This is a genomic window from Nonomuraea sp. IBHARD001, from assembly GCF_056106265.1.
The window spans coordinates 8,718,290-8,733,798 of the sequence record NZ_JBWBBW010000002.1; the positions used below are offsets into that span (position 1 = coordinate 8,718,290).

Below are 15,509 nucleotides of genomic sequence, written 5' to 3' on the forward strand. Positions count from 1 at the left end.
CCTAGGATGCCCAGGAGGCCGGAATCTGTGTCGGACGATAGCCGCATCGGCACGGCTCGTCGTCGGCGCACAGGCACCTGTGCGGCAGCGGCCAGCCCGATGCGTTGGCCGCCTTGCGTCCTCTTTCCGCCCGTTCGTGGCGCACGGCGCCGTCCACGAGCACGCGCAGCTCGGTCCGCAGGTCGTCCGGCAGGGCGCTGCGCATGCCGTACCTGTCGGCGTAACCGACGCCCATGTCCTCGGCGAGGTCGACCAGCACCCGCATACGCGCCGCACGCTGCTCGGGGCGCGCGGTCCGCACCTGGCGCACCGCCTCGCGCAACTCCGCCACCGCCGCCGCGTCGCGCACGGTGAGCGGGCCGCCCTGGGAGCCGGGCGCGATCGCGGGAGCGCCGAGCGGCAGGCCCTGGGCGTGGGCGATCGGCACGGCGATGGCCCTGGCCAGCGCCCTTTCGATCGCCGCCGTCGGCGCGCCCGGGTCGACGAGGAACGTCCTGACCCCCGAGACCGTCGTCGTCGTGACCGGGTTCTGGCCGGGCAGCGGGTCGGCGACCACCTCGACGGCGATCGGCCGCCCCTGCGCGGGCACGATCTCCAGCAGGCCGGGCCCGTAGAGGCGTACCTCGGCCCCGAGCCCGGCGGCGGCCCTCGCGATCGCGCCCGCCGAGGTTCTCAGCACCGCCGTGTGCTTGCCGCCCAGCCCGTCGAAGGCGTAGAGCGCGGCGATGTCGGCGGGCGAGAGCAGGCCCGCACGCGCCGCCACCAGCATCCGCGCCGCCGCTCCCCGCCTGCTCGGCGTGAGCCCGGCCCCGTCCAGCGCCAGGACGAGCGCCCGCTCCATCATCGGCTTGCGTACGGCAGGCGCCCTGGTCAGCGCGTCGACCAGCCCGCGTACCCGGGCCAGCACCGCGAGATCGCCGACCGACAGCGAGAGCGGCCCCGGCGTCACGCCGATACCGGGCAGCCGCAGCCCGCCGGGCAGACCGGCGACGAACCCGGCCTGCCCGGCCAGCATCGCGGCCAGCTCGATCGCGACCCTGGTCCCGTCGCCCAGCGACACCCTGACGGCCAGCACGGAGGTCGAGCCCGAACGCGTCGGCTCCACCCGGCCGGGACCGAGCTCGGGCCCGGCCTCGACCAGCAGGGTGAACCGCCCGGCGAGCCCGTCGACGGCGAACACCCCGGGCCCGGTCACGGTGACGGCGTCGAGCCCGGCGATCCGCGCGAGCGCGGCCAGCGCCTGCGGCGTCGTCTCCAGCGCGCCGATGCCGCCCACCGGCTCCGCCACGCCCGCCAGCAACGCGGAGATCGAGGCCGCCTGCCGCTGCTCCGCCGCTGGGGCCTGCTTCCACGGCCTGCCCTCGTCCTGCACACCCCGCCTGACCAGGTCGTCGGCCACGGCGTCGAGCGCCTGGACCAGCCTGGCCCGCCGTACGGGGTCGGTGGTGGTGATCAGCATGTCCTCGAGCATCTCCAGCTCGTCCTGCCTGGCCATCGTGCACGCGTCGACGCCCTCGTGCACATGGCCCGACTGGGGCAGCACGCCTCTGACCATTCCCTGCTGCGCCGACGAGGCCGTCGCCTGCTCGTGCTGCAGGGTGTGGGTGATCTCGTGCTGCAGGGTGACCTGCACGATCACCGGGTCGATCCGCGTGGCCACGACCACCACGTGCGGGTCGTCGGCCGTGCCCGCCCTGAGCCTGGTCTCGGCCAGCCTGCCCGGCTTGGGCGCGCCAGGGGTCAGCAGGAAGTGCCTGCCGTTCTCCACGACCACCGGGCCGCGTGCCGAGAGGTAGGCGTCGGTGAAGTACGCGGCGTCCGGGCCGGTGAGCGCCGCGAGTTCGGCCGTGTCGAGGTCGGGCAGGTAGTGCGCCCTGGCGCTGGCGTCGAACGGGGTGCCCGGCAGTTCGGGCGAGGCCACGGAGGCGCCGCCGTCCGGCGTGGCCGAGCCCTGCACGCGGCTGCCGGTCGCCACCGCGTGCTCGCCCGTGGTGGCGACCGGCCAGCTCGGCGCACGGCGCTCGGCCACGGCGACGCCCGCCGCCTTCAGCGCGGCGCGTACCTGGTCGGAGAAGGTGAGGTCGCCCCTGGGGGTGCGGTGCAGCTCGCGCAGGTCGATCCGCGCCCGGTCGGCGAGCTCCGGCAGGCCGGGCGGCAACGAGGCGAACGCCTCGGCGAACCCGCCGTCCGGCGTCTCGGCGTGCAGCGTGCCCGATCGGGTGGCGAGGTACAGCCTGACCGTGCCGTCGCTGTCGCGTACCTCGACGCGGATGTCCGTGCCCCGGGCGTGCGCCTCCATCAGCGCGGCCCGCAACGGCGCCGACGGGGCGCCCCGGGTGGCGAGCAGGGCCAGATGGATGGTCACGGGAGCGCCCGACCGCTCTCCGGCCAGCACCCGGCCGCCGCCCGGCGCGCTGTTCTCCATCCCGGTGACCATGTCGCCGAGCGCATGGCTGAACGACGAGATGGTCGCGCGCCCGCCGGTCACCCACGAGGTGTGCGCCGGGCCGATCGGCCGCAGCTCGCCGTTCGGCATGCGCTTGAAGCGCTGGGCCGTCGACAGGTAGGACACGTGGACCCTGACGACCGAGCCGTTGCCCTTCTCGAAGCCGCTGGTCTCGTCCCTGTTGCCGCTGGAGTCCGCGACGCTCTCGCTGGTCTGCGCCCCGGCCGAGAGGCCGCCGCCGAAGCCGGACCCGTCGTGCGAGAGGCCGGTGCCGCCGCTGAGCGGGGTCGCCCTCGTCCTGGTGCTGGAGATCGCCGCCGTCTCCTGCCAGCGTTCGACCGAGCCGAACTCGCTGTCGGACATCGGCCCGATCACCACCCTCGCGCCGGACGCGATCGCCTCGGTGGTGAGGACGACGACCTCGTCCCTGCTGCCCCTGACATTGAACGTGCCCATCTCGACGCCGCCGGGCACCAGCATCCGGCGGAACTTCGCCAGCCGGTTGCCCGCCGCCGCGACGCCCTCGATGGCCGCCTCACGCTCGTAGACGCCGCGCGGGCCGAGCAGGTCGGGATGGCTGAGCATGGCGGTCAGCCCGGCGTGGTAGCCGACGGCGGTGGTCGAGTGCACGGAGAACTTGCCGCGCGGATACACCCGGCGCAGGTCGATCGGCCCGTCGTCGGCCTGGACGGGGACGCTGCCCTTCGGCCTGGTCAGACCGGTCGGCACCAGTCGGCTGATCGAGCCCGACACCGTGAACCTCTTGGCGGCCCGATCGCGGGGAATGCCGGTGCGTCCCGCCCTCGACGGTTTGGCGATCACCTCGAAGCTCAGTGTGATGCCGTGCTCGACCAGGTCCATGCCGCCGAAGTGCGCCTCGCGCTGCAGGGTGGTGAGCTGGGTGTCGGTCGAGGCCGCGTTGGAGCTGCCCCGATGCGTGGCCAGGCTGCCGTCGGCGCCCTCGCCCGTCTGGCCGGCGTTCGCCCCTCCGGTGACGCCGTGACTTCTGCTGGTCGAGACCGACCGGCCCGACTGGAGGTAGTCGTAGTCCTGGATGATGTCGCCCTCGACCTTGGTGGCGCCGCGCTTGACGATCCTCTCGGAGTCGAACGCCGCCTTGATCCGTACGGTGACCCGCTCGGTCACGCCCGGCCTGCCGGTCGGCACGTCGATCTCGGTGAAGTACCCGGTGTCGTCGAGCATGTCGTCGATGTGGCCGGTGAAGAGGTCGCCCGAGAGCTGGTCGTAGACCTTGGAGACGAGCACGGGATCGTCGCGCCTGGCATGCGGCACGACGTCGGCCAGGGCGTCGAGCAGCTCCTCGGCCATGTCGACGTGCTCGGTGCTCTTGTTCTGCCTGCCGTCCGCGACCGGCTCGCCGTCCTGGTCGACCTCGACGACGTCGGTCAGCGTGAACCTGTCGACCAGCGAGACGCCCATCGAGTCGAGCAGGTCTTCGGGCAGGTCGACGAGCCGTTCCACCGCGGCGATCTCCTGGGCGGCGGTGAGCTGGCGTTCGGGGCCCTGGTCGCCGTGCGTGTCCAGGACCGAGCTGAGCTCCGGGTCCTTCAGCAGTTGGGCGACGAGCGCCTCGGGCGTGTGCAGGTCGGCCAGGGGCGGCCTCGGCGTGCCGTCGACGTCGGCCTGTCGCAGTGCGCCCAGGTAGTGGGTCACCAGTGCGACGGCCAGGTCCCGGTCCAGGACGAGGTTGCCGTTGAGGAATCGCTCGATCGCGTCGGAGACCAGCTCGATCGGCAGGGCGAGCTCGCCGCGCAGATGCATCTGCAGCGCCTCCTCCTCGCCCACGATCATCTGGACCGTCCCGCCGTCGAGGCGCTGCCTGGCGCCCTTGCCGGTCGCGGCGTCGGTCACACTGACGTCGAGTCCGATGTCGGCCGTCAGCTCGTACTGCACGCCGAAGTTGATGCGCAGGCGCTCCCTGCCGCCGATCTTGAGTGCGTACTCCGATGTGGAGCCGCCGCGTGAGGTGCCGAGTTCGGGGCCGCCGCCCTGCTTCTGGCCGTCGCCCAGCACGCCGCCGCCGTTGCCCGACAGGCCGGCGTTGCCGCCCGACGAGCGACTGGAACTGTTGGAGTGGCTGGTCAGCCGCAGGTTGATGGCGCCGTTGACCCCGGGGCCCGCATTGACGACCCTGAGCGTGCCGAGCACCGGTGTGACCGTGACCTCCGACCGGCCGGGCAGCAGGCCGTTCGGCGACATCACGGTCTGGCTGCGCATGGCCGGGCCGGACCAGCGCAGGCTGGTGATCAGGCTGCGCGGGTTCAGCAGCGCGGCCAGGTGCTGGAAGGCGGGCGAGCCGGGGCGCATCCTGTTCGGCATGAGGGCGGCGGCCCGGTCGAGCAGGTTGCCGGTGTCGAGGTTGACCAGGGTGGCCCGGTGCAGCACGCCCGCGGTCAGCGGCTGGCTGGTCGGGGTGAAGGGCTGGACGGGAGGTGACAACTGCGCGGGCAGGATGAGCGTCACCCGGCTCGGCGCGGTGAACACCGACGGCTTGCCCGACCCCGAGCTGATCTCGGCCGTCAGCCCGCCCTCGATCTCCCACAATGTGGAGCCCTCGAACTCGGCCAGGATCACCCCGTTGACCGTGCCGCCCTGGCTCTCCCCCTGGCCGACGCCCCGGTTGTAGCCGCCTGACGCGCCGCCCTCGTAGGAGCCGCCCGACTCGCCCTCGGCCGGGCCGTTGCCCAGCGAGGCTCCGGCCCCGACGTTCACACCGCTGGAGACGCCGCTGCTGGTGCCGGTCGTGTTGGAGCCGATGTCGAGGTTGACCACCGCCTTGGCCGTACTGAAGCCCCGGTAGGCGTCCGTCAGGTTGCCCAGCTCCTGCTTGATCCTGATGCGGATCGTCAGGTGCTCGGGCGCGTGGCCCGGACGCTGCCTGACCAGGTCGAGCACGATCCCGTCCTGCGCGGCCTGGCTGTAGCCGGTCTCCAGGGCGATCGCCGAGAACTGTCGCGTGACCTCCAGCATGTTGGCGATCTGGCTCTCGCGCTCCAGCCTGCTGCCCTGCGGCACGGGCATGCCGAGCGCGTCGAGCTCGGGCAGGAAGCCGACGCTGCGCAGGTGTTGCTCGACCTGGTTCCTGAGGTTCTCGGCGCCGGTGAGCCCTTCGACCAGACCGGGGCCCTTGCCGCGCATCTGGTGCTCGCCGGGGCCGAGCCAGGCGGGCGGCCTGGCCGTACGGCCGGGCGGTGCGTCCGTGTCGGGGTCGTCGCGCAGGCGGATGGAGTTGTCGGGATTGCGCAGGGGGTCGTTGTTGGCGTCCCTGACGATGATGGCGGCGTCGACCGGGAGGCCGAAGTGGTAGGCGTCGGCCTCGGTCATCCTGGCCAGTGCCTCGGCCTCCACGTCGACCGGGGCGAGCGTCCTGCCCTCCTCGATCATGTGGACGGTGATCGTGTGCACGAGCTTGAGCCGGTAGCCCTGCGAGTGCCCGGTCTGGCGTTGCACGCTCGGCTCGATGGCCGTCGTGCCCGCGCTCGCACCCGACGAGCGCGAACGGGAGAAGCCGAACTTGCCCTTGATGCCGACATTTCCCCGGAACTCGCCGCCGCCGGGCACGACGTCGGCGCCGGACAGTGCGCTCAGGCCCGGCTTGAGCTCGCCGCCCACATTGACCGACTGGCCGAACGACCTGCCGCCGCCGATGCTGGAGAACCACACGCGCAGCCGTTCCAGCCAGTGCGCCCTGCTCGGCGCGCCGACCATCTCGCTCTCGTCGACGACGACCCTGGTCTCGACCCTGACCAGCGCCGCCGGGCGGGCGCCGTCGGTGATCACCCGCTGGACCGGGTGGCCGAGCCTGCCCGGGACCTCGGCGGCCATCATCGTGCGCAGCTGGGCACGGCCGATCTCGCCCATCCTGGTGAGCTCGTCGCCCAGCAGTTGCGCCGCCGCGTCGAACAGCTGCTCCGTGTTCGTCACCGATGCGGCCATCATCTCGGGGACCCGCGTGGTGCGTTCGGCCTCCGGCTTGCGGATCGTGTCCTCGGGCGCGGTGTCGGTATAGGCATGGCCGATCATGAACCGCCCGGTGGCGGAGTCGCCCGGCATGCCCCTGTCCACCACGCTCGAAGGCCCCCACGCCCCGGCCGTCGTCCGTACGGCCACGCGGTAGGAGGAGGTGCCGTCGAAGTAGGTGGACTCGCCCCTGTTGTCCTCGACCGCTCCACCACGTGCGAACGTCGTGCTCGACCCCGTCACCGAACGCGGCCTGGCCGCTCCCACGGACACGCTCGGCCCGAAGAGCGCGGAGACGGTGGCGACCACGGGATCGAGCGAGAGGAACTTCGCGAACGCCGTCAGGCCGAGCCCCGTCCGCACCGCACCGGCATGCGACCGGGTCACACCGCTGGACCTGTTGCCCTGCCAGAGCTGGCCGAGCATCACCTCGGAAATCGTGGTCGGCAGCCCGAGCACCTCGACGAGCTCGCTCACCGTGAGCTCGATCCGCACCTCGCCCTTGACCGTGACGCCGACCGGGATGATCACACCGCCCGGCGTGGTGAGATGCCTGAGCTGCGACTTCAGCCTCGTCTGCAGCGTGTCGGTGGTGAACCTCTCGTCGATGCCGCGATCGGCGAGCATCCGGTTGACCCGCTCGGTCACCGCGCCGAGCAACGGCAGCTCGCCGGTCAGCACCGCGCCGGGAATGATGTCGAGCGGCGGAAGCGCGGCCCGGAGCGCATCGGCGTACGGCGTGAGCGCGGCCTCCGCCCTGGCGGCCAGTGTGAGGGCCTCCTGGCGTACGACGTCGATCGCGGCGCCCGCCTGGGCGAGCTGCTCGACGCCGCTCAGCAGGGCGTCGTACGCGGCGCTCGCCGCGATGGCCTCCTGCAGCGCGGCCTCGTAGCGTGCGGCCTGGCGAGTGTGCCTGGCGCGCGTCACCTTGGCCGCTTCCTCGCTCGCCTCCGCCTGTCTGACCCGCTCCTCGGCGAACCTGTCGCGCTCGCTCCTGGCCTTCGTGGCCGCCTTCGCCGCCTCGACCGCGGCCTTCCTTGCCTGTTCGGCCTGCTCCTCGTGCGTGCGTACCCGTCGGCGCAGGGCCTCGACCGACTCCTGGAGGGACTGCGCCATCCTGGTCGTGTGCTCGGTCAGCACGTCGAGCTGGGTGGGCGGAGCCGCAGGGGTCTGCTGGGTCTGCTCGGCCTGCCCGAGCGCCGGGTCCGCGCCCGTCCACGGCAGGCGCGGCCTGACCTGGCCGCGCGCCTCGATGTCGGCGACCACCGCCTCGATCTTCTGCTCGAGCGCCGTGCGTTCCATGCCGGGCGGCTTCTGCGCCCACAGTCTGGACAGGTGCCTGAACTCGTTGTACCTGGCGACCACGCACTCGTCGCGCGACTCGGTCGTCCTGGACGTCATGCGCCTGAACACGCCACGCGCACCGCCGTCGCGGGCCCGCTCCAGGACGGTCATCGTGTCCGACAACTCGTGCACGAGCGTGGTGGACAGCTGGTCGGCGGCGATGCCCGGGGCCAGCGTCATGACATGCGGATCGGTCGCCTCGCCCGTCCGCACCTGGACCGAGGCGATCCTGCCCCTGCCCGGCGGGCCAATCACCGGCCGGAAGTGCTGCACGCCCGTCGTCGTCACCAGCAGCAGCGTGGGGCCGTTGTCGGACCACATGACGGCATGCACGCCGCCGCCGAAGTCGGCCGGACTGATCGTCCCGGCCAGGATCAGCGCCTTGATCTCGTCCCGGCTCAGTCTGGGCTGGCCGATCGGGCGGCCTTCGGCCGAGAACGGGGTGTTACGGATCTCCCTCGACGTGACCGGGCGTCGTCGTGCCGGCGCCTGACCCGGCTGTACGCCCTGCGGTGCGGCCGTGCCCGTCCTGGGCTGCGGCGCCGGGGCCGACGGATCCGTCATGTCGGTCAGCAGTTGCGAGATCTCCGCACCCGCCGCCGTGTGGAAGCCCGGCCTCAGCAGCCAGTCGCCGTCGATGCCCGTGTCGACCAGGCTGGTGGTCGCGTCCGGGTTGTCGGCCAGCACGTCACGGGCCACGCCCGCGGCCTCCAGCGCACTGCCGGAGGAGGTGTCGGCGAGCCTCTCCAGCGAGCGCAGCGCGCCGTCCACGCGCGACTCACCGCTCAGCGCCGCCACCTCGGCCCCGAACCTCGCCACGGCCTCGGCCCGCAGCCGCCTGGCGCCGACACCGTCCCTCGCTCCGGCCCGCAGATCGGCGAGCACCTGGGCGACCGTGGCCGCGGGGACGACGAGCGGGCGGCCGGAGGGGTCGGACGTGCGCACACTGCCGTCGGCCAGCGCGATGGCATCGGCGGCGACGACCGTCATCGCGGTGGCCATCGCGGTACGGGCCAGGAGGGCGGGGTCCTCGGCCGGGGTGGTCTGGAGAGCCGGATTCTGGGGAGCCGGACTCTGAGGAGCGGGAGCGCCTTCGGCGGCGGGTGTGTGCTGCGTCTGGGGGCCGGAAGTGGGAGGCGCGGGCGCGGGCTCGCCCTGAGGCTGGGAGGCGGCCTGCGCGCCGGGGTCGCCTTGGGTCGCCGGGTCTCCCTGAGGCGCCGGGTCGCCCTGGGTTGAGGGTGCGCCTTGCGCGGCGGGGTCGCCCTGCGCCGCCGGATTGCCGTGGGTGACGGGATCGCCCTGCGCCGCCGGATTGCCCTGGGCGACGGGATCGCCCTGCGCGGCGGGAGCTCCCGGGGCAGCCGGGTCTCCCTGCGCCACCGCCGGGGCGGCCGGAGCGCTCTGCGTCCGTCCTCCTGCCTCCTGCTCCCCCTGAGGCCCGGACTCGGCGGCGTTCTCCGGATCGCCTTCGGCCTCCTCCTGGGAAGTCCGTGCGGCAGGGTCGCTGTTCTGGTTGGTACGGCGCGTGCCGGGATCGGCCTGCTGAGGGTCGACACCGTCAGGCCTGCGCCCCTGTCCCCCGGTGGCAGGGTCACCCACACCAGGAGTACGCCCCTGCCCAGGCACGACAGCCTGCCCCTCAGGCGCACCAGGCGCACCAGGCGCACCAGGCGCACCAGGCGCACCAGGCGCTCCGGGTGCCCCGGGTGCTCCAGGCGACGACGGATTGCTCTCCCCTCCGGCCGCAGGCCCTGCGGGCCCCTGGGTCGCCAGGTCCGTCCAGCGATTCCCCCCCTCCCGAAGCGAAGCCCCCGGCCGTAACACCGCCTCGATGGCGTCAGGGCTGAACGGACTGGTGGTCACCCCTCGGGCGGCACCGGTCAACGCGCCACCCGCCAGCGCCACGAGCGACAACTCGGGCGCCTGCTGGTACACCAGCACCGCGGCGGCCAGCCCGGCCACGGGATTGACGAAGACGTTGATCGCACCGCTGGTCAGCATGGTGCCGGGCGCACGCGCGAACGCCGTACCCCAGCCGGGCCCCCCGGCCCCGATCCGGTTGAGCTGACGCAGCCCGGGAAGCGAGTTGAGCTGGTCGCCGAGCCGCGCCCCCAGCTTGACCCCGACCAGCCCGCCCACCAGACCGCCGACGCCCGCGGCCGTGAACTGCTTCAGGTCGAACGAGGCCCCGGTCGAGGTCTGCGCCTTGTAGTTGGCGAACAGCTCCTCCGCCGTCTCCTCGAACCCCTCCCTGACCATCGGGTTGCGGACGACCGCGGCCAGTGCCGTGATCGTCCGAGCCCCGAGCAGCGTCCTGAGCCCGGCGGCTCCCCGCCCGAGATACCGGATGCCCGCCACCCCGTTGAGCCAGGCGAGCGCCGCGGCCATCGCCGCCCTCGCCCGCACGGCGAGCGGCCCGATGAGCAGGGTGGAGGAGGCGGCCGTGAAGAACGCGGCGACCAGCCGGATGAGCGCCGCGATGAGGAAGATCCAGAACAGGATGTTGATCTCGTGCTTGGTCTGCTCGGTGTTCTTGCCGAAGGCCTCGCACTGCTGGGTGTAGGCGACGGCCATGTCGAGCAGCGCCACCACGCCCGACTCCTCGCCGAGCAGGGTGATGACCCGCTCGCGGAACTCCGGCGTCGCGGGCGAGTTCCACCCCTTCAGGATGGTGTTGACCGAGCCGACCATGGGATCGACGGTGGCGGCGAACAGGACCTGGACCTCGGCATTGGCCTGCGACAGCTCCCACATGCCCGACTCACTGGACTTGGGCCAGGCCTGCCCGGACACCAGCCAGGGGATCACGGCATTGCACCAGCCGGGCAGGTTCAGATTCGACCAGGCAGGCTCCACGTCGCAGGTGGCGCCCCGCCAGCCGGTCGCCGACCGTACCTCGTGGTTGGAGTAGATGCTGCCGTTGGTCGTGCCTGCCACGCCGCCCCCTGCTCTGAGTCGTTCCGCCCGCCCCCCGGACGGCCACCTTTCGCCTAGGCGAGCAGGTGCTTGAGGCGCTCGGCCTCGGCCTCGTCGGTCGCCAGCGAGTTGGCGATGGTGGTACGCATCATCGGCGGGGCCTCGGTGAGCTGCCCGACGACCTCGGTGCCGTTCTTGAGCAGGACGTTGGGCCCGTTGGAGGCGAAGTACGCGCGGCGGAAGCTGGCCCCTTCGGCGCCGTCTCCCCACGGGGCCGCCTGGTTCAGCGCGTGCAGCCTCATGGCGAGCGCGGGCCAGCCCTTGGCGAGCGGTTCGACCACGGTCTGCCATTCGGACAGGCCTCTGGCCACGACCTTCTCGTGCAGGAACAGGGTGTCGTCGGTCTCGGGCACGGTCGTCACCTCTTCCAGGGCAGTTCGTCGCCCATGATCTCCATGGCGATGTCGAGCTCGCCGTTCAGGTGGGCCTGGAGCTGGTCGCCGGGGATCATCGGCTCGAAGATCTCCACGACGCGCTGCTGCGCCGATGCCGCCGCCTTGAGCACGGTCGCGGCGATCGTGTCGGCCAGGTGCCTGGCGTCGGGGCGCCGGTAGATACGAGGGTCGAGGTCGAGCCTGACCAGGTCGCCCCGTGAGCCGACGGTCGCGGTGACCATGCCGTCTGGCGAGGTCTCGCTGACCTGGACGGCCTTGGCCTGGGCATGCAGCTCGACGGCCTGTTCCTGCATCCGCATGAACGTCGCCTGTAACTCCTCGGCGTACGCCCGCAGCTCCCCCATGTCGGATGAGTCCGAAGTTTCCATGCCGCCCCCTGACCGCATGCCAACAGACTGCATGGCACAGTCACATGCCATACATTTCAGGCTATTTTCCGCCTTGTTAACGACAGACGACAAGAGCCACAACAGAAAACGTTGTCACGGGAGCATCAGGCGTCCAACCGCACCACATGGTCATACACGTCGACGAGCTCCCCCTCGGCCACCCAGCGACGATGCACCCCGCGCTCCACCCGGTCGAGCCCGAGCGCCTCGGCCACGGCCGCCTGCCCGCCGAGATAGTGCAGCAGCACCTCGCCCGCACGCGAGTCCACCACCGCGAACGACTCCTCCCGCCAGCGGCACCGCACGCCCACGTGCTCGACCGCCTCGCACTCGCCGACCGGCACCGGCCGCACGTGCCTGCCGGGCCCGGCCTCCTCGAACCCCTCGGCCGCCTCCTCGCTCAGCAGCCGTATCCACAGCCCGTCCGCGCGCTGGTCGAGCGCGGCCTCGTAGCACTCGCCGCGCCAGAACGCCCGGTAGCTCACGACGTCTCCTCCGGCTCGCCGTCCTCGCCCGGCAGCACCACCCATTGGCCCAGGTCGGCGTCCAGGACGAGCCGCCTGTGCTCGACGCCTTCGAAGGTCAGCTCCACGATCTCGCTGGTGTGCGGCAGGTCCATCACATCCACCCGATACTCCCTGACGAGGTAGCCGGGACTGGCGTAGAACCCCATCCCCACGAACGGCTCCTCCTCGGCCGCCCACCCCTCGACGCCGACGCCGTAGGGCACCCGGTGCAGGGCGGGAGCCGCAGCGGGCCAGCGCAGGAGGTACAGCGAGCCGGACGCGGTGACGGCATCGCGCCGCAGCAGGGCCTCGGCCAGCACCGACGGCGTAGCGATATGCCCGACATCGCCCAACCGGCAGCAGTACCCCGACACCACAGCAGGACCGGCCAGCAACGCCTCGAGCTCGGGCACGCCCAGCACCTTCTGCATGACGGGCACCCCCGCCTCCGGCTCGACGGCGATGCCCGTGGCCAGCGAGGGCGCGACCAGCCTGGCGACATGAGCCGCCTCGACCAGAATCTCGTACGGCAGGCCCGCATTGACGGCCAGCCCCCAGGCCGGGTCCGGCCAGGTCGAGGCGAGCTCGGCCATGGAGGCGACACGGAAGGGCATCTCGCCGAAGATCGACCGGACGGCCTCGTCGGAGGTGTAGGCGGCGATCCAGCTCCTGCCCCCGATCTCGACCGTGCCCCAGGCGGGCCCCTCCTCACCCCGGACGGCCGCCTCGGTCACGGGCAGCGCGAAGTCGGCGACCGTCAGCAGCCTCAGACAGGCGGCCAGGTCACCCGCGTCGAACGCCGCCCAGAGCTCCTCTTCGAACACACCCGCCGGTTGCACGATGATCAGAGTAGGCGATCACGCCAGGGCGTCGAGCGCGGCCGACAACCGTTCGAGTGCGGCCAGCGTCTGACCGAGCTCCGCCACGCCGAGCTCGGCGGCCAGCCGCTCGGCCATGGCGGCATGCGCCGGTGTGATCCGTGCGAGCGCCGCCCTGCCCTCGGCCGTGGGCGTGAGCAGCTTGGCCCGGCGATGGGCCGGATTGGCCTGGTACTCGGCCAGGCCGCGCTCCACCAGCAGATCGGCCACCCGCTGCACGCCCTGCCTGGTCATCCCCATGACCCTGGCGATGCCCGCCACCGGCAGCGGCTCACAGAGCACGGCGCCGAGCACCTGCCACCACGCGGCGGTGAGGCCGACCGGCCTGGCCAGCCCCTCCGCCATGTCGAGGAACTGGCCGTTGAGCCTGAACACGGTCAGCGCCGCGCCCGCCATGAGCTGGGGCGCCGGCTCACTCATGCCCACCCCCCGCGGCCATCAGCACCCCGAAGGCGCTGGGGTCACTGTGGGCGTAGAGCCGATACCACGCGTCGATGACCTCGGGGGTGCCGATGTCCAGCCTGGCGAGGATCTCGCGGGCGAACTCGACGGGCGCGGTCGGCCCCGCCGTGATGAGGTCGCCGTCTGTCACGGCCGCCTCGTCCTTGTAGTGCGCTGCTCCGCCGTACCCCTGGGCCTGGAGGTATTCGACGACCGCGCTGGTGTGCGCCCGGTCGTCGAGCAGGCCCGCGCGGGCCAGGCCCGCCGTCGCGCCGCAGATGGCCGCGACGGGCACACCGGCCTGGAGGAACTCCGCCGCCTTGGCCGCGAACACGTCGTTGTCCTGGCCGGCGTCCCACGCCGACGCGCCGGGCAGGATCAGCATGGCGCTGTCGGCCGGGTCGAGCCGGTCGAGGGTCAGGTCGGGAACGATGCGCACGCCGCCCATCGTAGTGATCGGCTCGGCGGTGGCCGCGACCGTCACGACGTCGTAGCGACCCGGCTGCTTGTGCCAGTCGCCGTTGCGGATGTGGGCGACGGCGTGACCGCTCTCCCAGTCGGCGAGCGTGTCGTAGACGGCCAGGTGGACGATCTGCTTCGTGTTCTCGTTCATGGCAATATCTTGTCATGTTGGCAACATGCTGTCAATACGACAGTGTGTTGTCATATCCGAACAGGTGGCGGTGAGCGCCAGGACCAGGGAAGATCGGAGATCGAACTCCGGGGGGCACACGGGATGGCACAGATCGTCGGCGGCGGACGACCGGTCAACGACGCCGAGCGGCGGGTCATCGCCCATCTCAGGGACAACGCGCCGCACGACTGGCTCCTCCTGCACAACATCGAGGTCCCGCGCGGCGACGACGTGTTCGAGGTCGACCTGGTCGTCCTCACCGGCCACTCCCTCGTCCTGGTCGACGTCAAGGGCACGCACGGCCGGATCGAGGTCGCGGGCACCCGGTGGTTCCCCACCCGCCGTGCCGCGTTCGGCTCGCCGGTGGCCAAGCTCAGAGGCAACGCCAGAGCGCTCAAGGGCGTGCTGGTCGAAGGGCACAAGGAGCTCGACCGGGTGTACGTCGACTCCCTCGTCGTCCTGACCGCACCCGACGCCGAACTCGTCGACCCGGCGGGCCGCGACCGGCGCCACGTGACCGACCTGGCCGGGCTCATCCCCACGCTCGGCGACCCGCGCAGGGTCAGACGCGGCTACACCACCGACGCCAAGCCGTACGGCACCGCGATCGTGGAAGGCCTGCACACCAGTGTCAGGCGGTCGACCGCGCCGCCCAGGTTCGGCAACTGGGAGGTCGAGGAGGAGCTCGGCGGCGACAGCAAGGTCACCGAGTACCGTGCCGTCAACGCCACCGCGCCCAGCAGCGAGACCGTGCTGCTGCGGGTCTACCGCGCCGATCCGATGGCGGCGCAGGACCAGCGGGCCTCCGAACGGCTGCGCATCGCCAACGCCTACCAGTCGCTCACCCGCATCCCCTCCCATCCCGCGGTCGTGCGCTCGCGCGACTTCTTCGCCATCGACGACGAGAGCAGGTTCGTCCTCGTCCTCGACGACGTGCACGGCCAGGCCCTGCACCTGCACCTCACCGACCTGCCGTCGCACTCCAGGCTCGACGTCGTCGAAGACGTGCTCGACGGCTTGGCGCACGCCCACGCCAACGGCGTCGTGCATCGCGCGCTCAGCCCCGCCGCCGTGCTCGTCGCCCAGGGCAGGGCCCTGCTGACCGGCTTCGACTACGCCAAGCCCGGTCCTCGCGCGTACACCGTGGCCAACGAACTACCGGGCGTGCTCGACGTGCACTACGTCGCACCCGAGTGCCAGGCCAGGCCCGACCGCATCACCGCCTCGGCCGACGTCTACGCCGCCGGTGTGATCGCCCACCAACTCCTCACCGGGGACCTCCCCGACCCCTACGACACCTCGCTCATGACCTCCCCTCTTCCCCCGGCGCTGACCGACCTCCTGCGCGGGATGCGCGACCCCTCACCCGCCAAACGCCCCACCGCCACCGCGGCCCTCACCACCCTCCGCGCCACCCGCACCACCGCGCCCCCACCCGAACCCCCCAAACCCACACTCCTCACCCGCCTACGCTCCCTCTTCTCCTGACACCCCTTCCAAAACCCACACCCCTTTACGG

The 15,509-nt window shown here is 72.2% G+C and carries 8 protein-coding genes; 1 reads left to right on the forward strand and 7 read right to left on the reverse strand.

Going from position 1 to position 15,509, the window contains the following annotated elements:
- Position 1: 1 nt before the first annotated feature.
- The 7 genes from ACTWNK_RS41080 to ACTWNK_RS41110 all read right to left on the reverse strand — a co-directional run bounded on the left by ACTWNK_RS41080 (position 2) and on the right by ACTWNK_RS41110 (position 13,969).
- Positions 2-10,708 (reverse strand): WXG100-like domain-containing protein, encoded by a 10,707-nt coding sequence (locus ACTWNK_RS41080; protein ID WP_474310406.1) that lies wholly within the window; start codon positions 10,706-10,708, stop codon positions 2-4.
- 53 nt (positions 10,709-10,761) lie between these two features.
- A complete protein-coding gene (locus ACTWNK_RS41085) occupies positions 10,762-11,109 on the reverse strand; it encodes a hypothetical protein (protein WP_474311167.1) in 348 nt (115 codons plus the stop codon).
- The gene (locus tag ACTWNK_RS41090) at positions 11,106-11,510 is read right to left on the reverse strand and encodes a YbaB/EbfC family nucleoid-associated protein (RefSeq protein WP_474310407.1); all 405 of its coding nucleotides are present in this window, start codon (positions 11,508-11,510) and stop codon (positions 11,106-11,108) included. The genes ACTWNK_RS41085 and ACTWNK_RS41090 overlap by 4 nt, the downstream gene beginning before the upstream one ends.
- Before the next feature lie 125 nt (positions 11,511-11,635).
- Positions 11,636-12,016, reverse strand: a complete 381-nt coding sequence (locus ACTWNK_RS41095) for a hypothetical protein (protein ID WP_474310408.1) — start codon at positions 12,014-12,016, stop codon at positions 11,636-11,638.
- On the reverse strand, positions 12,013-12,876 hold the full coding sequence (locus ACTWNK_RS41100; protein WP_474310409.1) for an SseB family protein: 864 nt from the start codon (positions 12,874-12,876) through the stop codon (positions 12,013-12,015). Before ACTWNK_RS41100 ends, ACTWNK_RS41095 begins: the two co-directional genes overlap by 4 nt.
- Before the next feature lie 18 nt (positions 12,877-12,894).
- Positions 12,895-13,335 (reverse strand): MarR family winged helix-turn-helix transcriptional regulator, encoded by a 441-nt coding sequence (locus ACTWNK_RS41105; protein WP_474310410.1) that lies wholly within the window; start codon positions 13,333-13,335, stop codon positions 12,895-12,897.
- Positions 13,328-13,969 (reverse strand): type 1 glutamine amidotransferase family protein, encoded by a 642-nt coding sequence (locus ACTWNK_RS41110; RefSeq protein ID WP_474310412.1) that lies wholly within the window; start codon positions 13,967-13,969, stop codon positions 13,328-13,330. The genes ACTWNK_RS41105 and ACTWNK_RS41110 overlap by 8 nt, the downstream gene beginning before the upstream one ends.
- 123 nt (positions 13,970-14,092) lie before the next feature.
- Between ACTWNK_RS41110 and mads6 the strand changes: the two genes are divergently transcribed.
- Positions 14,093-15,478, forward strand: a complete 1,386-nt coding sequence (gene mads6 / locus ACTWNK_RS41115) for a methylation-associated defense system protein kinase MAD6 (protein ID WP_474310414.1) — start codon at positions 14,093-14,095, stop codon at positions 15,476-15,478.
- Positions 15,479-15,509 lie beyond the last annotated feature (31 nt).

Coding starts and splice junctions, on each gene's coding strand:
- ACTWNK_RS41105 (WP_474310410.1), bottom strand. CDS start 13,335: ATGAGTGAGCCGGCGCCCCAGCTCATGGCGGGCGCGGCGCTGACCGTG.
- ACTWNK_RS41090 (WP_474310407.1), bottom strand. CDS start 11,510: ATGGAAACTTCGGACTCATCCGACATGGGGGAGCTGCGGGCGTACGCC.
- mads6 (WP_474310414.1), top strand. CDS start 14,093: ATGGCACAGATCGTCGGCGGCGGACGACCGGTCAACGACGCCGAGCGG.
- ACTWNK_RS41110 (WP_474310412.1), bottom strand. CDS start 13,969: ATGAACGAGAACACGAAGCAGATCGTCCACCTGGCCGTCTACGACACG.